General features: G+C 50.2%; 12 protein-coding genes. 4 read left to right on the top strand and 8 right to left on the bottom strand.

The features are described 5' to 3' along the window. Positions 1–201: 201 nt before the first annotated feature. Positions 202–2,418: a GH92 family glycosyl hydrolase gene (locus ACTJJJ_RS22130; RefSeq protein ID WP_440703056.1), complete on the top strand. Its 2,217-nt coding sequence runs from the start codon at positions 202–204 to the stop codon at positions 2,416–2,418. Positions 2,419–2,463: 45 nt separating this feature from the next. On the opposite strand, the gene ACTJJJ_RS22135 is transcribed toward ACTJJJ_RS22130, so the two are convergent. Next, positions 2,464–3,480, bottom strand: coding sequence for an AraC family transcriptional regulator (locus ACTJJJ_RS22135; protein ID WP_188935709.1), 1,017 nt, complete (start codon positions 3,478–3,480; stop codon positions 2,464–2,466). Between the two features lie 220 nt (positions 3,481–3,700). Between ACTJJJ_RS22135 and ACTJJJ_RS22140 the strand changes: the two genes are divergently transcribed. Further along, positions 3,701–4,336, top strand: coding sequence for a response regulator transcription factor (locus ACTJJJ_RS22140; RefSeq protein WP_440703057.1), 636 nt, complete (start codon positions 3,701–3,703; stop codon positions 4,334–4,336). Here the strand turns inward: ACTJJJ_RS22140 and ACTJJJ_RS22145 are convergent. After that, entirely contained in the window at positions 4,323–7,436 is a 3,114-nt protein-coding gene (locus ACTJJJ_RS22145) for an ATP-binding protein (protein WP_440703058.1), read from the bottom strand. The two genes, ACTJJJ_RS22140 and ACTJJJ_RS22145, sit on opposite strands and share 14 nt — an antisense overlap. A gap of 405 nt (positions 7,437–7,841) precedes the next feature. Here ACTJJJ_RS22145 and ACTJJJ_RS22150 point away from each other — a divergent pair, with 405 nt between their 5' ends. After that, a complete protein-coding gene (locus ACTJJJ_RS22150) occupies positions 7,842–8,471 on the top strand; it encodes a response regulator (protein WP_440703059.1) in 630 nt (209 codons plus the stop codon). Between the two features lie 19 nt (positions 8,472–8,490). Here ACTJJJ_RS22150 and ACTJJJ_RS22155 read toward each other — a convergent pair whose 3' ends face one another. The 3 genes from ACTJJJ_RS22155 to ACTJJJ_RS22165 all read right to left on the bottom strand — a co-directional run bounded on the left by ACTJJJ_RS22155 (position 8,491) and on the right by ACTJJJ_RS22165 (position 12,261). Next, positions 8,491–9,768 carry an aminotransferase class V-fold PLP-dependent enzyme gene (locus tag ACTJJJ_RS22155; RefSeq protein ID WP_440703060.1) on the bottom strand — a complete coding sequence of 426 codons (1,278 nt, stop codon included), beginning with the start codon at positions 9,766–9,768 and terminating at the stop codon, positions 8,491–8,493. Between the two features lie 203 nt (positions 9,769–9,971). Further along, positions 9,972–11,729, bottom strand: a complete 1,758-nt coding sequence (locus ACTJJJ_RS22160) for a response regulator (protein ID WP_426295804.1) — start codon at positions 11,727–11,729, stop codon at positions 9,972–9,974. A gap of 103 nt (positions 11,730–11,832) precedes the next feature. After that, the gene (locus ACTJJJ_RS22165) at positions 11,833–12,261 is read right to left on the bottom strand and encodes a response regulator (protein WP_440703061.1); all 429 of its coding nucleotides are present in this window, start codon (positions 12,259–12,261) and stop codon (positions 11,833–11,835) included. 373 nt (positions 12,262–12,634) lie between these two features. Between ACTJJJ_RS22165 and ACTJJJ_RS22170 the strand changes: the two genes are divergently transcribed. Continuing rightward, entirely contained in the window at positions 12,635–13,156 is a 522-nt protein-coding gene (locus ACTJJJ_RS22170) for a DUF4142 domain-containing protein (protein WP_440703062.1), read from the top strand. An 8-nt stretch (positions 13,157–13,164) separates the two neighbouring features. Here ACTJJJ_RS22170 and ACTJJJ_RS22175 read toward each other — a convergent pair whose 3' ends face one another. Genes ACTJJJ_RS22175 through ppk1 form a run of 3 tightly spaced genes read right to left on the bottom strand, consistent with a single transcriptional unit; the run spans position 13,165 to position 19,877 of the window. Further along, positions 13,165–16,956 (bottom strand): metallophosphoesterase, encoded by a 3,792-nt coding sequence (locus ACTJJJ_RS22175; RefSeq protein ID WP_440703063.1) that lies wholly within the window; start codon positions 16,954–16,956, stop codon positions 13,165–13,167. Between the two features lie 18 nt (positions 16,957–16,974). Continuing rightward, positions 16,975–17,841, bottom strand: coding sequence for an SdiA-regulated domain-containing protein (locus ACTJJJ_RS22180; protein WP_426295807.1), 867 nt, complete (start codon positions 17,839–17,841; stop codon positions 16,975–16,977). Beyond that, complete coding sequence (gene ppk1, locus ACTJJJ_RS22185) at positions 17,841–19,877, bottom strand: polyphosphate kinase 1 (RefSeq protein ID WP_426295808.1); 2,037 nt, start codon at positions 19,875–19,877, stop codon at positions 17,841–17,843. The genes ACTJJJ_RS22180 and ppk1 overlap by 1 nt, the downstream gene beginning before the upstream one ends. Position 19,878 lies beyond the last annotated feature (1 nt).

The following is a 19,878-nucleotide window of genomic DNA, read 5'->3' on the forward strand; positions in this document are numbered from 1 at the left end:
GTTTAATTCGCTTTTCGCTTGCCCAAAGCAACACTTGCACGATATCAATTTAAAGTTAAACAATAACCAGGGTTTTTAATAACCCGCCCAACACCCGCCTGCTTTTTCAGGAAAGCCCGGAACAAACTGTTATCTATACTTTGTAAAACAAAAATCAATCAGAATATAAGCGCCGAAACCGTAATTAAAATTTGATTAAGCATGATCCTACCTTTTAAAAAACTCACAACCTCCTCGTTCATACTTGCCATTTGCTTGCATTCACTGACCAGTCCGGCGCAAAAAAATCCTGAAAAAGACAACCTGCAATATGTTGACCTTCGCGTTGGAAACGTAGGACAGCTTCTCGAACCAACCCGGCCCACGGTGCAGCTGCCCAACCAGATGATGCGGATGTTTCCCGTCCGCCAGGACTACCTCGACGACCAGATTTCCAGTTTCCCGGCCATTATCGTATCGCACCGGCTTGGTCAGGCATTTGCCCTACGCCCTAGCATCCTGCCGGTTAGCGCGGCCTCGTGGAAACACAAAATGGCCTACGACCACGACCTGGAAGTGCTCCGGCCCCATTATTATTCAACTTATCTGATTGACGATGAAGTAAAAGTAGAATTTGTCCCCGGTAAAAAAGCAGGGATTTACCGTTTTGAATTTCCTAAAAACGGCCACAAAAGTATCCTTTTCGACCAATACAACAACGGAGAGGCAAGCTGGAAGTTTGACGGCGGAAAAGAAATCATCGCCCGTGAAATTTACCACGATGACATTCCCGTTTACCTCTACGGAACGTTCAGCCAGACAGGTAAAACCGATTTGCTGAATGGTGAAAATAAAGTATCAAAAGCCTACATTACATTTCCCGACAATACCTCCACCATTGAATTCCGCTATGCTATTTCGTTTGTGAGCGCAGCACAAGCGAAGAAAAATTTTGAAAACGAAGTAAAAAATACAGGGTTTGAAGACCTGAAAAAGGCTGGTGAAAAAATCTGGTCGGAAACAATCGGACAAATCCGCGTGGAAGGTGGTACCGAAGCGCAAAAACGCAGCTTTTATTCATCGCTCTACCGCACTTATGAGCGGATGGTGAATATTTCAGAAGACAATCAATATTACAGCGGTTATGATAAAAAGATTCACACCAGCAACCGGCCATTTTATGTAGATGACTGGACCTGGGACACTTACCTGGCGCACCACCCACTGCGCGTGATCCTAAACCCGGCGCAGGAAGAGGATATGCTGCAATCGTTTGTGAATATGTATGAGCAAAGCGGCTGGCTGCCCACTTTCCCCGTGCTTTTCGGCGATCACGCATGCATGAATGGCTTCCACTCGTCCATCACATTACTCGACGGTTACCGCAAAGGCCTTAAAAACTTTGACATTGCCAAGGCGTACGAAGCCATGAAAAAGAACGCCGAGCAAGCCACCATGCTTCCATGGCGGAATGGACCGAAATGCGAGCTCGACGACATTTACCATTCCAAGGGCTTCTTTCCGGCACTGAAACCAGGGGAGAAAGAGACGGTCAAACTCGTGGATGGCTTTGAGAAGCGTCAGGCAGTAGCGGTTACCCTCGGCGGCGCCTATGACGACTGGGCGGTGGGCCAACTTGCCAAAGACCTGGGCAAAAACGCTGATTTTGAAAAATTCAATGCCCGGGCCAGGAATTACAAAAATCTTTGGAACGACGAAAAGCAGATGTTCATCCCCAAAGACAGCCACGGCAAATGGATTGCCATCGATCCGAAATTTGATGGCGGAATGGGAGGCCGCGATTTTTATGACGAAAACAACGGCTGGACTTACAAATGGCAGGTGCAGCACGACGTGAACGGCCTTGTGAGCCTGATGGGCGGCAAAAAGAATTTCGAAACCAGCCTCGATCAGCTTTACCGTGAGGGACTGGGCCGCAGCAAATACGAGTTCTGGGGCAAATTCCCGGATGCGACGGGGTTGGTAGGACAATATTCGATGGGGAACGAGCCAAGCTTTCACATTCCATACCTTTATAACTTCACCGATTCTCCCTGGAAAACGCAGAAACGCGTGCGCTTCCTGCTCGACGTCTGGTTCAAAGACAATATATTCGGGATACCGGGCGACGAAGACGGCGGCGGTATGACGGCATTTGTGGTCTTCTCATCCATGGGCTTTTACCCGATCACGCCAGGCCTTCCGCTTTACACCATCGGCAGCCCTGTTTTCGAAAAAGTGACGATCGACCTGCCCGGCGGCAGGGAGTTCAAAGTAATTGCAAAAAATTGCTCGGTGGTTAACAAATACATCCAAAACGCCAAAATGAACGGCAAAGAGCTAAACACTCCCACATTCACGCACGAAGAGCTGATAAATGGCGGAACGCTGGAACTGGAAATGGGCCCGCTGCCGAATAAGAGTTGGGGGCGTGAATGATGAGTTTTGAATGACTGAATGATTGAATGAGGAATATTCGGTCATTCAATCATTCAAAATTCCCCTATACCCCGCCGGTGTCGTTCCGGTCCAGCGCTTGAATGCCCGGGAGAACGCGCTTAGCTCGTTGTATCCCAGCATGTAGGAAATTTCCTTGGCGTAATACCCTCCGGTTTGGAGATAGTGGAGTGCGAGCGATTTGCGTACATCGTCGGCTAATTCCTGATATGTAACTTGCTCGTCCTTCAACTTTCGTTGCAGGCTGCGCGGGCTAACGTTGAAATTGGCTGCCATTTCTTCGAGCGGAACTATGCCTAGATAAGCGTTTTTCCACAAATATTGCTGCACTTTATCCTGCCACGAATTGCTCGCTGATTTGGCGGGCGATCCGGCATTTATCTTTTGGAGGAGGCTTTCCTGTAATGCGTAGTTCGCAGTGAGGATGGGCATGTCCCAATATTTTCGATCGAATGTAATCGCGTAGCTGTTCTCCGAATGGGTCGGCGTGCAACGCAGGATGCGTTCGAGCTCCCGGGCAGTCTGCTCAGCAAAAGGCATTGCTACGCGCTGGGGTCGTATATGTGCGAGAATGAGGCCGTCGAGCTCGTGAACGGTAAAAACAAAGAAAAAATTGATCATTTGCCCGAATGCAAAAGGCGACGCAGCACGATGTTGGTCGTCGGGAATGAAACGAAGTGTGAATGTGTCGATGTCGCGCTCCACAACCACGCTAAACAAATCGGTGATCAGCGGCGTGAGGGCAACCGCCTGCTCTACGCCCTGACCAACTGTTGTGCTGCTCTTGACAATATCTCCGACTATTCCTAATGCCGCCAATTGAAGCGACTCGCCCAAATGCAGCCCAAATAGCGGGTCGCTGCTCAGATGACAGGCATTCAGCCAGAGATCATTGAACTGCTTACGGCTTATTTCGACCGGCCCGCCGGAAGTAAGCATTTCCAGGTCGATCCCCGAAATACGGCAAAGCTTTTCTAACGGAAGGTCGCGCTGGGCGGCATATGCCATAAAAGCCAGAATAAATTGTCGCTGCTGATCGTTCATGGCCTAAATTTAACGATTAAAAAAATATCCCTCCAACAGGCGCCGGAGGGATATCGATGATACTCAACGTTAATTAATGCACAAATTTAACAGGTATACAAGAGTGCGTTTATAGAGTTAAAACGTTTCAAGCGTAGATACATTTCTACAAGTCGAGGCTTCAAGAAATTTCTAGATTTGCGTATTACCCACGAATCCAATACCTCTTGACCGACAGTTTATGAAGATATTGATCGTCGAAGATCACCCGCTTATCCGGATGGGCCTGAAACTCCTGATTTCTGAATCCGAATCCAAGGCCACAGTGACCCAATGTGATACATTTCCAGAAGGTCTGATCTTGCTAGATCAGGAAAAGTTTGACCTTTTGATCCTGGATATTGATATTCCTGGCGGCGAGAACATCAAAATGATGAATATGATCCGGAGTAAACAGCCCGATATCATCATCCTTATCCACTCCGGGTACGATGAACAAGTATATGCACTACCCTACATCAAGGCAGGTGCAAACGGCTTTCTTTCCAAACAGGCGTCGCAAGATGAGTTCAAAACTGCCTTGAAAGCGGTTATGAGCAAAGGTAAATACGTAAGCTACCAGGTGCAGCAAATCCTGCTCAATACCATCAAGGGCAACAATTTTGGCAAAGTAATGAATCCTATTACCAGTCTTTCCCCCAATGAAATGCGGGTTATGCAACTGCTGACCGAAGGCAAATGGACGAAAGAGATTGCCGCCATCATGAATGTGAAGGAAAACACCGTGAGTACCTACAAGCGCCGGATTTTCAACAAGCTGGATGTCGTGGATTCGATCGAACTTTCCAAAAAGGTTTCGCTGCTTAAACAGTTCTAGCCGGGTTGAATTGCAGGGTAAAGCATGTTTGCTCCGCATCACTGCTAACATGCAACCTGACGTCAATCAGCTCCGCCACCTCCTTGACAATCAACAACCCGAGACCTGTTTTTCGCCCAAATGGCCTTACAACATCATCGGTTTCCTCGCGGTCGGGCGTGTTGATGATTTCGATGACATGAAGCGGAATCGCCGCTCCTGAATTGGAAATATGCATGACTACGCCTGAGCCTGTGTTTTCGGTCGCAGTGACGCTGATAATGCCGCCATGCGTAAACTTTACAGCGTTATCAAGCAGGTTATGGACCATGATCGCCAGCATCTGGGTGTCGGAAGGCACTGTCAGGTTAGCGGGCACTTCGTTCCGGAAAATGTTGCCTTTTTGTTCGCTGGCAGTTTTAAACAGCTCATATTTGCTTTCAACGAGCTGGCTCAAAGCTACATTCTCGAACTGAATGCTGTTGCCGTACACATGCACTTTGATATAATCCAGCAGCCCGCGCAACAGATCGCTCATTCGCCGCGATGAATTGGAAATCACCTGCCCTATTTCTGAAACCACCGCCAGTTCACCTTTATCGATCATCGCCGGGATCGAACCGGATGTGAGCATGATATAGTTCAGCGGCGACTGTATATCGTGCGTCATCGAGGCAAGCAACCGCGACAGCATATGCAACTGCCGGCTCATCTCGTTCTTCGATTCCTCCACGTCGTGCAATGCGAGGTTAAGGCTTTCCGTACGTTTTGCGACAATCTCTTCCAGCCGTACTTTCTCCCGGGATATATTGCGCAGGCGGAAGCTGTTGTACAGGTAAAAACCTCCCGCAACGGAGAGAACGAGCAATATTTTTGCCCACCAGGTCTGATACCAAAGCGGCGGCACGATCACACAAATCTTTCTTATCGTCTGGTTTCCCCTACCAAAACCATTCACTTTACGCACCAGGAGCGTATGTATGCCGTGGCCCAGGTTGGAGAATACAATGCTGAAATCATTACTCTGGATCGGTATCCAGTCCGAAGCCTGTATCTGCTCACCGGCATCCGCCAGTGCATAGGAAAGGTTCAGGTTGTAGGCATCGCCGTAATAAGGTGTCGAAAAGAAGAACCTTGCCTGCACGGGATTTGCCGGCAAAACCAGCGTATCGCCCAACGCATTTATCCATTGTCTGTTCACCAAAATCCTGTCCAGCATAATGCTGGCGGACGGCACTTTTTTGATCACCTCCCCCGGCCGGAACCAGATTAGCCCATTGAGCGAAGGCAGCGAAATAGTACCATCTTTCAGCGTGGAGGCGCAGGGCTGGCATCCGCCATTGAATTCATTCGTCAGAAAGCCCTCTTCCTTGGCGTGATACAGGTAAAATATATCAAACGGAGCCTGCGTATAGTCAATAAGGTCTTTGACGGCGATCTGGAAAAGTCCTTTGTCGGTTGGAATCCAAAAATATCCATGTCCATCGTCAACAATGCAATGCGGACTTCCGAGATAGCGGTTCCGGTCGAGCGGGAAGCGAATCAGTTTGTTCTTTTCGTAAAGCAGCAATCCTTCCCCGTTGGCAGTCATCCAGATTCGCCCAGCCTTGTCTACATACAAACTTTTAATGTAAATCCCGTCCGTGCTCTTGATGAGGTGAGCTTCTCCTGAATGCCGGTCGAATACATAGAGCCCGGTGGTGGTCGCCACCAGCATCTGCTCACCGAATGTATGCAGGTAGGTTCCCTTGATCGCATCCCTTATCAGCTTCGGCTGCGGGTCTTTTTCTGAAAGGTCCAGCCCGAAAATCCCCCGGGTGCCTGTGGCAATCCAGACTTTTCCGTCCTGGTCCGGATAAATGTGCTTGATTTCCGTATGAAGGTTCCATTTACGCAGCATGCGGTTGGCCTGCACATCCACCTGGTACAGCAGATCTCCCGTTTTCATCCACAGCAGCCCACCCTTATCATAAAACAAGCTTCGTTTATCACCGGTGTTTAACGCTTGCAAAATCGGTACCTTTTCTGTCACGATCACACCGGTAACCGGGTCTTTCCTGAAAACAACTCCCATCGGCGTCAGTATGCCCCGGTCTCCCTTCGGCACCGTGGCATAATAAACGTTTGCGACATCGGCTTCCGGGGACGTCAATGCCTCGAATGTCTGCCTCGTCAATACAAACAAACCCTTGGACGGGCTTCCAAGAAAGATCGTTTCCGTCGCCGGATCGCGGTATATCGACTGTATCACATGCTCGTCGAGATCGTACCCGTCGATCACCAGCCGGGTCGTCAACCCGCGCTTCCTGTCCTCCGTTACCATGTACAATTTCTTGTGATGGTAAAAAAAGAGCTGATCGGAAGTAATATTCCAGTAAACCTTCATGCCTTCAAACCGGTTGTCGTAACGGTTATCGCGTAAGAGGTCGCCATACACGCTAACCGGACGTACGCCCTCGGCAGTAATACCGAGCACGGCACCGGTTTCATTGCTGTAATACAGCTTGTCGCCGAGCATAAAATAATTCCACCACTGCAACAACTTATCCGGCGCGAACGCTGTGTGCGCCAACTTGCGGTTTCCGTGGTACAACTGCACTGAGGCACTGTCTATCACGTAAAATCTCCCTTCACCGTAACTGTCGGGAATAATATAGTGTACCGGGCCTGCCACTTCTTTCAGGTACGTAGGAATGCCTACCGAAATAAGCGTTTGGGGATTCCCGTCATCGAAATGCGGGAGTGTCATGATCTTGCTTTTATAGTAAAGCGAGTCGACTTTCGCACCGCCATTCTCGATCTTTACAAACTGGTTATAATCCGCTGCCGCATAGATCTCCTGTCCGGGCTTCTGCTGCCCCGGCCGGCCGGCGCCCGTCTGGTTCATCGACGGCGACAGCATATAAAAACGGTTGCTTGTTGTGCCGACGAACGATTTATCAAAAATATTGAACCGGAGACCGTCGAAGCGCGCCAGACCGTTTTCGGTTGCGATCCAGACAAAACCCTCGGCATCCGCAGCGAGACCCCTGACGCTATTTTGCGGCATACCATTATCATCCGTAAAGTGCTTTACGGTATATCCTTTCTGGGAAAAGGTCTTTTCCAAAAAGGAGAGCATGCAAATTAATGTCAGAGCAACTACTAGCCTATTCACAGAAAACAAAAAAAGGAGCCTTTCTTCATAGTCCGGCACATCGGCGCAATTCCACTCCCGAACTATTTCGTATATCTTAAACAAATATAGAAGCCTAAACGGTGTTATCAAACGTAACCGAAGAACTACTACACATGTAACTTAAATAAATTAAACAGTTACGGTCAGTGCTCTAAATAATTCTATTTTTAAATACAATTATTTGATTAACAGATGATTACGTGTAGCTTTTCTTGAATAGCAATAGAAATCTTTCTATGCAATATTTGTTCCAGCGCTACAAAAATAAAGGGACCGGCAACCTAAATTTATCGCCCGGGAACGGCTATCGGTTCCCGTTTGGGAAACATATTCTGACCCGCTTCGTTAATGAAACACATACTACTCGTTGAAAATCACTCCGTCGTAAGATTGGCAACCCTTTTCATTATACGCGATGTGCTGCCGGTGCTCACATCATGGGAAGCCGACAACTTCCCGGACGCCCTGCAGGTCGTGTCGGTCCAAAAACTCGACCTCATTCTCCTCGACATCAATATACCCGAGGGCGAAGGTTTTCAGATGATCGGAAAATTCCGGCGGCTCCAACCAGATGTACCAATTATGGTGTTTTCCGCGATCGATGAGGAAATATATGCGCTGCATTATCTCAAAGCCGGAGCTAACGGTTTTCTTTCTAAAAGTTCATCCACTCAAGAAATCCGCACCGCCATTGCTGCCGTTCTCATCAACGGTCGCTATATGAGCGAAATCGTGCAACATGCCCTCCTCAGCAGCAATATACCGGGAGCGCGCCAGGGCAATCCGCTCACTGCGCTTTCACAACGGGAGCTGGAAGTGATGGACCTGCTCCTGCAAGGTAAATGGACGAAAGAGATAGCCACGTTTCTAAATATCACAGGCAGTTCGGTAAGTACCTACAAAGCAAGAATCTTCGAAAAACTCGGAGTTACCACCGTAATAGAGCTCTACCAGCGGGTTGCTGCGCTGAGGGAGTGAGGCGGTGGCGTTTCCGCCGTCAGCGGCCCGCAGTCAACTCCTCCCGGATCCTTCGCGCCACAATCTTGTCTTCGCCAGGCTGTAACATCCAGGCTGTTACCCGGATAAGATTCGCCCCTTTAAGAGTTTCCTCCATAGCGGGATCAATTGAATCGGAGCCTGCCTGGTAATAATATAGCGGCAATCCGGAAAACCCTGCCTCTATCGACGGACTACCAAACCGCAGCTTGTCGCGCAGCTCGCGCCCGGTCAGTTTTACGATACTTTCGTCCCAGCTGATCGTCAAAGTCGGTGTGATATTTCCCAATTCTGGGATTGTGACTTTGGTCGTTATGCCGGGCAGATCTTTGACGGCACCTTCAATGCGTGCGATCTGTGCCTCCCAGTCCTTCCATTCGCGGTCGTGGTCGCCGGAAACAAACTTTTCGAGCGCCACATACATGCCCAGTATTTCTTCCTTGTTGACCTTGTGCCCCCGTGCGACCGTATATCCACGCGGAGGCGCATTCAGGCGTGCGGCAGCCACAATGTCCTTCCGGCCCATGAGTATTCCCGCGCTTTGCGGCCCGCGCATCGCCTTCCCGCCCGATATGAAAACGAGGTCGAAGCCCATGTCGTTGAATTTCCAGAGATTGGATACAGGCGGTACATCGGCGGCAATGTCGATTGACGTCGGTATATTGTATTTTTTTCCTAGTGCCACCCACTCCTCGTGCTTGATCTGCCCTTCATTGGCCGTAATATTCAGGAAGTGAAGCAATGCCGTTCTTTCACTGATTGCCCTCTCTACATCCGCGAGGGTCTCTACTTCTACCACAGTACAACCCGTATTGAGAAAAGCGTGGTTATAACGCTCGTTATGCGATTTCTGGCAAATCACCTCCGACTTCATACCTGTTCCTGCCAAATGCGGTAATTGCTCTACCTTACGCGCATCCAGGCCAGTGAGTACGCCCGCCAGGCCGAGCGTCATCGCTGAAAAAGCCCCACAGGTCACCATCGCCGCCTCCGAATGCACAAGTTTCGCGATCTTCTCCCCTACCTTGTCCTGCACCTCATCGATCATACAAAAATGCCGGGAAGTGCTTTCAATGGTTTCCACAACTTCGTCGTGCATAATGCACCCCGACATGTAGGTAAGTGTTCCGGCTGCATTGATGAACGAGCGAATGCCCAGCTCGGCAATTATATCCCGCTTTTTCTTCCGGGAAATCTGCTCACCCGTCACTTTGGCCACGGATAGCGAACTGATTAATGGCAATGTGGAGAGGCTTTGAATAACTTTTCTGCGTTTCATAGGTTTAGGATTTTGTAGAAACGCAAGATACGAATGAGTGAATCATTCAATCATTACCTTCCGGCAACGCATCGAGCATTTCCTAAATTATCTGCGCTCTGCGGGCCAGCTTTTCTACCCGAGGTCATGCACAGTCGGATGTTTTTATTTGTTGTACGGCAGAGGTTGGAACTCAGAGATATATCCTTTAAACCTGATAAATATTATTTTACAGCGATTCCGAGAAAAGGAAAGATATAGTTGTAGAAATCCTGGGGGATGAAAGGTTTGATAAAATACCCGGAGAAGCCGCTCGCCATGGCCCGCTCTTTCTCGTTTTCGAAGGCGGAGGCCGTAAGCGCGATGATAGGTACTTTCGGGTCAAGTTCGCGGATGAGCGCCGTGCTTTCAAAACCATCCATAACCGGCATGCGGAGGTCCATCAGCACAAGGTCGTAACGGTGCCGACTGAACATTTCGTAGGCTTCCAGGCCATTCGAAGCCGTGTCGTGGAGAATATTCCTGCGTTTCAGAAGCTGCGTGGCCAGCACCAGGTTGGTTTTATTATCGTCGGCCACGAGCACCCTTACATCCGGCATCTCTCTTGCAACCGTGGCTAGTACCGGCTGGTGCGGCACCAGGGGTTGTTCCGAATAGGGCAGCGACAACCGGAACGAGAACCTCGCTCCCATCCCTTCCTCACTTTCCAGGTGTATTTCGCTGTTGAACAGGCGCATCAGCTCCCTCGAAATAGCCAGCCCGAGCCCCGTACCGCTCACGCCGTCGGAATGCGTCCTGGCCCTTACCTGCGTAAAAATCTCAAAGATACCACCCTGCTCCGACTTCGGGATGCCTATTCCGGTGTCGGTTACGGCAAAATCGAGCGTTATGGCCTCGGGGGTTCGGGCTGCTTCTCTGACATCGAGCGTGACAGAACCCTTTGCAGTGAATTTGATAGCATTATGGACCAGGTTGGTCAGTACCTGGCTCAGCCGCATGCGATCAGCGACAAGTTGCGCCGGCAGCCCGGGATCAATCGAAAATGTAAGTGCAATCCCTTTCTCGTTGGCCTTTGGATCAAAGGTTTTTTTGAGTATATCAAAGAATTCGAACGGGTTGAACGGCTGTGGATCGAGCACCACGTGGTTGGAGTTGATCTTGTTGAAATCCAGCACGTCGTTGACGACCGCCATAAGATGATCTGCAGAAAATTTCAGGGTTTTCAGCAGATCGTTGGGCTTTTCGGCGTGCTCTTCTTCCTGCATCATTAAATGTACCATCCCTACGATCCCATTCAGCGGTGTCCGGATCTCGTGGCTCATCATAGAAAGAAAATCAGTTTTGGCACGGGTAGCCTGTTCGGCAATGGTTTTTTGCCGTTCCAAAGCATCGTTTTGCTGCTGCAGCGTGTAGCGGAAATAGAACTCGCGTTTATCTTTATTGTAGTTCAGTTTTATTACAAAAGGGAACACAAAATGCGCGACCATCACAAAAACCCCGCCTTGTTCGAAAAATACCGACAAGGATGTCTGGCTAAAAAAATAGATCGATGCCGGGTATAGCGTCATGCTCAGCCCTGAAACTAGCAGTGCATAACGCAAAGGCCAGCGCACGACCAGCCCGGCGAATATGATCGCGAGCGTGAGGTTGAGGCAAGATTGTACGTAGGAAAGGTGAGGTCTCGACAGCAGGAATGCATAAATACAGATCAGCGTCAAAAATGTATAAAAGCTCATTTGCTGCCCCGAGATTACCTTCCTGTAATTCAGGAGCATATAGCCCAGAATTACAAAACCCGATAGCACGTGTGCCGGCAACAGCGTGTAAAAAAACGGGTCGCCCGAGAGGAAAAAAGCGATCGACGACAACGGATTGCAAACCAGGAACGTAATGCAGAACAGCCAGTTTTGCACCCGGGTCTTTATTTCCGCCTCCTCTTGCCAAAGCTGCTCAAAAGATCCGGAATAGTAAATATCTTTCAAATAGGAGCTTTTTAGAACGTTAATTCGAAACTGTCCCTAAAAATAGTAAAGACAGTGCATTTTGGTACAAGATCCAGATTTAATTACTGTTGTGGTGAGAGGTTTATTCCGGTATCACGTTGTCGAAAAATTCACGCAGTTGTTCCGACCCGATGATCCGGCGGCAGGTTTCAACAGTGAGCGGTTTTTGCTGATAGTCGATAACCCGTCCGAAAGTGAGTGCACGGGCTTTCTCGCTCTCTTCGGTGGCTGAACTTACCATGACAATGAGGACTTTGGGCAGATAAGGTTTATCGCGGATCGCTCCCAAAAACTCCCAGCCGTTCATGATGGGCATATTAATATCCAGCAGTACCAGAAATGTGGTTTCCATTGCCTGGTTGGTGTCCAGGTAATCCAATGCTTCCTTCCCGTTGTAGCAAAGCACGGTATCGCACAATACCCCGCTTCTTTTGAGAAAAGTATCGTGGAGAAACAACATGATCTTGTCGTCGTCTACCAAAAGAATTTTAAGCCCGTCATTCGTCATCATTCTGAACTTTATCTGCTCCCGATTTTAAAAACAGTGCCAGACTGCCTCACGGCAGTCGAAGTGAATCCAATCGAATGCATTTTTGCCGATAAAATCCGGGCATGGGTGCCGAGGATGGGATAAGTCAGACAAAATATTCGATTTTAAATTGAAGCTGCTGGTGATCAGCGGGCCGTCATCCTTCCGTATGTTCACCAAACCGTTGAGAATTTCACCATTGAGGAAGTTCTTCCATACCAATTAAGGGCGTTTTTCTTTGCTCAATCGATTCCGGCTTCCATGGAAAAAGGTGCATTGTTCTGCTCGATATTATAAATCTTTTTTTCGCTGGCATAATAATTATCCGCGTTGTTCCCAAACAAACAAGAAGTTTATGCGCGGATACATATTTTTATTGCTAATGCCCCTGCTCTTCACCCTGACAAGTTGCGAGAACGACGACAATACCAATCCGGCTGTGATCGGCGAGCTTGATAAGCAGTTCATCCTGGCCGCTGCCGACGATGCCCTGTTCCAGGTGAATGCAGGGCAGGTAGCCGCTTCGGGTACGACCCAGAAGGATATTCAGGATTATGGTGAAGAAATGACGACCGACAACACGCAGACCGGGCGGGAGTTGCAGAAAATCGCCGGTACAAAAGGAGTGCAGCTCCCCACCACCCTTTCGGACGAGCGGCAACAGCAACTCGACAGCCTTGCTATGCAAACCGGGACGGGCCTCGACACGCTTTATCTTAACCAGATGGTGGCACTACAGGAGCGGGCAGTAAATATGTTAGAGATTGAAGGCACCTCCGGCAATGACCTTGAACTAAAACAATGGGCGTCTGATCGCCTGCCGACAGCGCGCCGGCTTGAAGAACGTGCCAAGGCCCTGCGTGATTCGTTGTATTAGTGGTCGGCCTAAAACCAAAACCCAAGCTGCACCGAAATCCGGGGCTTTTCCTCGTTTTTCTCCTTAGGTATAAATGCGCCGACAGCGATGGTCAAAGCGTCGACCGGGGCAAGCCAGATGCCGCCGCCGTAATTGTAATGCCATTTTTCGGACGATTGCCCGTCGAGCCACACGCGGCCATAGTCGAACCCTCCGAAAATACCGTAGGTAAGCGGCAAGGTCGGATTGTAGCTGCTGCCAAGGCGTAGACGCAGGTCGGTATCATGCCAGAGGGAGCTTTTACCGTAGAAGCGCTCGGTGCGGTAGCCTCTCAGTCCCAGTTTACCACCTATATTCGGCATTTGGAAAAACTGGAATCCGCTTCCGAAATTGACCCCGGTACCTACTTGCGTTGCCAGGATGAGGTTCTCTTTCTGGTCGAGCGCGGTGTACCACGCAAATTGCGCACGAAGACCGGTGAAGTTCCGGTCGCTTTTCAGGTCGGTCGTCCAGTTCACCGCCGCGTTGAAACGAATTCCTGTATGCGGTGAAAACAGATTGTCGACACTGCTGAAATTGAAAGTAAACTTAGCCCCGCTATAATATTTTGTTCTGAAAATGTCGTCCGGCAAACCGTTCTCTGTGCTGGTAATATACCTGTTTCCGGTTGCCTGAATGTCGTTCACTTCAAACACCGGTCCTAATGTAACGAAGCCATTATGACCTGCGAAACGTTTTTTAAGCGCCGGATAAACGTAGAATGCGCTCTGCCGTACACGGTAAAAATTGGCGTCGTCCACAGGCCGCTCGGTTTCGTTGCCAAGTCCTGCGTAATTGAATGCATACCTGGGGCCACGGTAGTAACTGTCGAGGTAAAAATCGAATTTTTTGAATGCGTTGATAAAATCACCGGTATAATTGACCTTAAAGCCCTGCGTTCTGACGGCAAAACTTCCTCCTATGCTTTGTACCGACGCGTACGGCTCTTTCTTGAACCCGTATTTGGTGATATTCACCGCCCCGCCGAGGAAGAAACCGTCGTCGGGGTTCGCTCCAAGCAGTGGCAGCGGCAACGTAATGTCATAGTTACTGTCGGCGCTGCGGCGGTCGTACACATTGAAGCGGTAAAGGCTCGTGCGTTTGTCCTTCGTATCGGGCCCGGGGATAATGGTATTGTTTTTCAAATCGTCATAAACGAATGTCTTCTTCCCGCCGCCGCTCACCCGTGCGCTATCCGCGAAGACGTCCTTGCCCAGCCCGCCAATCAGCCTTAGCTTAATGCCCTTGCGGACATCGCCTCTGACGATAAACTCGTCGTCGTCGCCATTTCCGTAGATATTAATGGCATGTGTGACGGCATTTTCAAAAACACGCTGGTAATTCTGGTGCTTGATGCGGCCTTCCTTACCAGTCTCGTACACGGTCACACGTGTGTGCGCGTCGTCTATGCGCTCGATCACAAACCGCTCCTCCTCCTCGGTACCGATCACATTCACTTCCTTGCTCACAAACTCATAATGCGTCCGTGCGATCTCCATCAGGTGCGCCCGTCGCGCTTTGAGCCCTTCGATCATTTTGGGTGATGCCATTTCACGCGCTTTGGCCGGCCAGTCTTTGAAAGAAGCCTCAATAGCCTCATCGGTGAGATTCTTCTGAATATATTTAACCTGCTCCTCCCATTGCTCCCAGCTCAGCTCGTTCAGGAAAGTGCGGTCGAAAAGGCGTGCGCTCCACGTCGTCCATTTCATGCTCTGGATCTCCGGGCCGTAGGTTTGCAGTTGCCGCAGGAAAGGCAGCGTCTGCCGTGCGATATTTGTCAGGAAACCGTCGTAACGCGAGAATGCCTGGTCGCGGTCGCGGGGGATAGGGCGGTATAATACGGTTCCGTCCTTCTGTTTTGTAGACGCCCATGCCCATTGGTCGTCGTGGCGGTCCCAGTCTCCGATGATGAAATCCAGCAACCGGGTACGAATAGCCCATTGCTCATCAACCCTGGCCTTACTGCTTTCCAGCAATTCCTCCACCAGTTCCGGCGTGCTCACGATCTTGTCAGGGTTACCGAAGAAATCGGCATCCTTCCATTTTTTCCCGTCAGCGCGCTCCTCTACCAGGTTCATCGTACCCCCAAAAAGACTGTTGAACGTTCCCAGGCCTGGCTGGGCTGGTACATAATACATTTTCGGATTGGTATGGTACACATTGATTGCACCCGCCAGCGCAGGCAGGTTCAGCGGTGCAAACGGGTTGGTCGACAAGAAGTTATCTTCCACAAGGTACTGTGCGGCAATCATTTGGTTGAACGGAAACGGCAGGAAGCGGCTTACGTCTTTGGTAAGCCCCCGCATGGCATATTCCTTGCCCTCACCGTCGCGTAGGCGCAGCGAGTTGGTCTGATTTCCCCCTCCCTGCTTAATGGGTATCACGCCGCCTTTGTAAGCGGCCAGATCCAGCACCGGAAAGCGGTATTGTTGCAGGTACAGCGGCCGGTAATGCTCGCCGAGCATGGCCTTATGCACTTTGCCGATCGGCTTGACCTCGTTGCTGACGATGAATTTCGTTGTCGAATCGGCATGCTGGTTGTATTCCGTAAATGCGATGGTAGAATCCGGTATTTCAATCTGCTGCTTGTCCTTGACCTTATGCTGAAAAACCAGTCTGGCATCTTTACCGTCGGGGGTAACTTCCCAGAATTTGGCCCAGGTTTCACCACCCGCGTAGAAACTTAATGTGGAAAACCCGAGTCTGGGAGATGCAAACATAGAACCTTTCCCGAGGCTTACCGGACTGTTTTTAGAGCCGCTGCCACTTACGATAAATTCCTGTCCATCATTCTCGATAAACTGCAATGCATGTTCATGTCCGCTGGCGAATATGAATTTGCCGTTTTTTTTCGCCCCCGCGAGCACGGCTGTGCGAAGGTCCTTGTAATGCTTGTTGGCCACATCCTGCCGAGAGCCGATCGTCGCCCGGAACAATGCGCTGAGGCTACCCAATACCGGCAGCGGAATGTAGAGGTTCGGGTTCAGCTCCGTCAGCGGGAAAATATGTTGCTTGATGGTGAACCTGCCCCCGTGTGGCCCGTATGTGTAGGGCGGATGGTGCATGGCGATCACGACGTTCTTGTTGCGGTATTTACGTACCACATTCTCCCACACAAACCGGAACTGCTCACGGTTCCTGATCTCGCAGCCGTCGTTGATCTTCTGGTCGCGGTCCCAGTCGGTAAGCCACCATTGCGAATCGGCGATGATGACGACCACATTGTCGTTCAATTCCACCACTTCAGGGCCCGAGCAGCCATTCAATGGGAGGAAGTAATCTTCGTATTCCTCCTTATCCTTTTTGCCGCGGCGCTCGTTGATGTATTTTTGAATGTATTTCTCCTGACGCTTTAATCCTTTCACGCCCCAGCCCCGCCAGTCGTGGTTACCAGGCAGGAAAATCGGATGCCCTTTGAAATTGTCGAGCGTTTCGAGTTGTGAGTTAATGCGAAATTCGGCCAACTTGCGCGCGGCGGAGTCCTCCGACGGCGGCATGCCCGATTCGTAGATATTATCCCCTAAAAACAATACAGAACTGTTTTTGGATTCGACACCGAGTTTGGTTTTGAGGTATTCCAAAACCGGGGCGCGGTTTTCGGGCGAATCGTTGCCCGCGTCGCCTACCAGGTACATGGTATGTCTCAGCTCCAATGCAGGATCGGGTGAAGCCGATTGCCATTGCGCACCTTCTTTTGAAAAACGGGTTTTATAGCTCGCGCAGGACGATATGCCTGCCAGAACTGTTCCCAACACGAGTAAACGGAGTAAATATCGATTCATAGGATGTCGGCTAAGGCCCTAGTGGCCCGATTTTCTGAATTTGAGCACATTTCCACTGAAAAGGTCGTCGCCCTCATTGGAAATGTAAAGGTTACCCGCATTATCGAATGCAATGCCTTCCGGCTGGATAAACATGTTGCTGTTCAGGTGGTGTGCGCCCTTCACTTTCCATTGGCGGTCGGTTACCACCACCAGCTTGTTCACCGCCGAGATAATGTACCATTCCTTCGTGATCGGATTCCGCGCAATGCCCGACGGCCGGAAACCGCGCGCTACCTTCCCGGTAATGGCCTTGATTTCGTCGACATTGATCGCAAACTTGCCGGATTCCGCGATCACCGAATCCGGTCCGGTTTTCAAAATGTAGCCCGAAACGCTGTTCTTGGAATCGTCACCCGCGCAGTTCTTACAAATGACAAACAGCTCGCCGGTACCTTCATCACCGTACATTCCTTCATATTCACCTTTGGGTAAAATACCTTTCACCTCTGCTACGCCCTCCGGCTCCTCGAAAACCGCCTCCGCCATCGGGAATGTGTAGATGGTACCATTGCTTTTCAGGATGTAGGCGCGGTCGTTGATGATCGAAACATCCTCATAATCTCCTTTTTTGCTGAATTTTGAATGCTGCTGCTTCGGTACCTCCCACGCAAGCCTGAACAGCTTGCCGTCCTCGTCCTGAATGGCGTAGACCGTATCGCTTTGCCCCTTGTCGAATGCGATACCTGATACTTCGAACAGACTTTCGGGCAGGTTGAACTTCTCCGGCTTGTTTAAATCGTACTCGCGGAAAATTTCCGTTTCCTTCTGCGCGGAGTTGCAACCGGCTGCCAGCAAGCCCAGCAACAAAACGGCCAGCAGTATAGATCTATATTGGTTTTTCATCAGAATGTCTTTTTTAAGTTCTCGACCGTTCCCGTCAGGTATTGGTAAATCGCCTCCTGCGACCGCACGCCCCCTGGGAGTGTGGTAACGGGCGCATTACGCAGCTTGTCGTCGATCCAGACGGCCTGCACGGTGTCGTCCCATTGCAGCCTGAGGATGTCGATGAGTTGTTTTTTCAAATCTTCGTGGTAGATCGGGAAACAGACCTCGATCCGGCGGTAAATATTACGGTTCATCCAATCGGCGGAGCCCATGAATACCTCCGGCCGGCCATTATTATGGAAAACAAAAACGCGCCCGTGTTCGAGGTAGCGATCTACAATGCGCTTGATACGGATGTTTTCACTCTGTCCCGGAATGCCTGGCACGAGCCTGCAAATGCTCCGCACGATCAGGTTCACGGTAATGCCCGCGTTCGAAGCCTCGTATAGTTTGTTGATCAGTACTTCTTCTTCCAGGTTGTTCAGCTTAATGGTAATGCCCGCGGGTAGGCCGTTTTTAGCATGATCAATCTCCCGGTCGATCAGCTCAATAAAGCGATTTTGAAGATTAAATTGCGCTACCAGCAAATGCTCGAAGCGCAGCACGTCTATCTTCTCCGGTTTTTTCTTTTTACTCAAAAAACCAAACAACTGCTCGGTTTCTTTCAACATGCCCGGGTGCGCGGTCAGCAGAATGTGGTCGGTATAAAAACGGGCGGTGCCTTCGTTGAGATTACCGGTCGCGAGCAAGCCCAGGTAAGAATGCGTTTCGTGTCTACGCTTCACAAGCGCAAGCTTCGCATGGACTTTCAATGCATTCACACTGTGGATGATCTTAACCCCCGCCGACTTCATTTTCTTCGCCCAGCGAATATTGTTCGCCTCATCGAACCGCGCTTTCAGCTCCACGAGTACTGTCACCTTCTTGCCATTTTGGGAGGCGGTAATCAGCGCGTGAGCGATCTTCGAGTCGTGCGCAACGCGGTACATCGTCGTATAAATCTCCTGCACGGAGCGGTCGATGGCTGCTTCGTTGAAAAAGCGGAGAATGGTATCGTAGGTCTGGTACGGCGCGTGGACCATCAGATCGCGGCGGGTCAATGCCTCGAATAATGTTTCCGGTTCTTCAAAACCTTCCAGATGCTGCGCGGCCGGCCAGGCGGGATAGGAGATCGCCGGAGAGGCTACCGGTAGCGATGAAAGGTCTTTCAGATTATGATAGCGCCCGCCTTCTACAAGCGACGCCTTTTTCAGATCAAAAACATTCACAATGTATTGCAAATGCCGCAACGACAAGCCGGGCTCATAAAGGAACCGGGTAGCGAAGCCGAAATCGCGTTTGCTCAACTGCTTTTCGACCTGTTCGGCCATATTTTCGCCTTCTTCGTCGAGCAAATCCAGCTCGGCATCACGCGTTACTTTAATATTGAATGCTTTAATATCGGTCGCATCCGGGAAAAGGACTGCCAGATTGCAGCGGATCAGGTCTTCCAGGAAAATAATGTACTCGCCGTCGGGCTGCCTGATTTTTACAAACCTGTCGAGCTGCGGCACGGGGATATTTACCAGGGCAATTTTCTCCTTGTCGCCGGGCAGTTGCAGCACCACGACAATGTAAATCTGGTTATTTTCGGGAAAAAAGGAAGTCTTGTCGTTCAGATAAACCGGCTGCAAAAAACCTGCTATTTGCGTATAAAAATAGCGGCGGGCAAATGCGGCAATCTGTTCGGAAATAGCTTCTTTATACAAAAAATGAAAACCCAACCGGGCCAATGCCGGAATGACGGACTTACCCAGAATGCGGCCGAATTCTTCCTGCTGCCGGTTCACCGTCGCCTCCGCTTCCAGAAAAGCGCTGCTGGTGGCGTCCTGCATGGCATTCTTTTGCAGGTATGGCATCCGCACCCGGTAAAACTCATCGAGATTGGAGGAATAGATCGATAGAAACCGGATCCGTTCCATCAGCGGGACGGCTTCGTTCGCGGCTTCCGTCAACACTCTTTCGTTGAAGGAAAGCCAGCTGATATCCCGGTTAAAATAGCGGAACGCTCCCATA

Origin of the sequence: Dyadobacter sp. 22481 (assembly GCF_052044875.1) — a bacterium.
GTDB lineage: Bacteria > Bacteroidota > Bacteroidia > Cytophagales > Spirosomataceae > Dyadobacter > Dyadobacter endophyticus.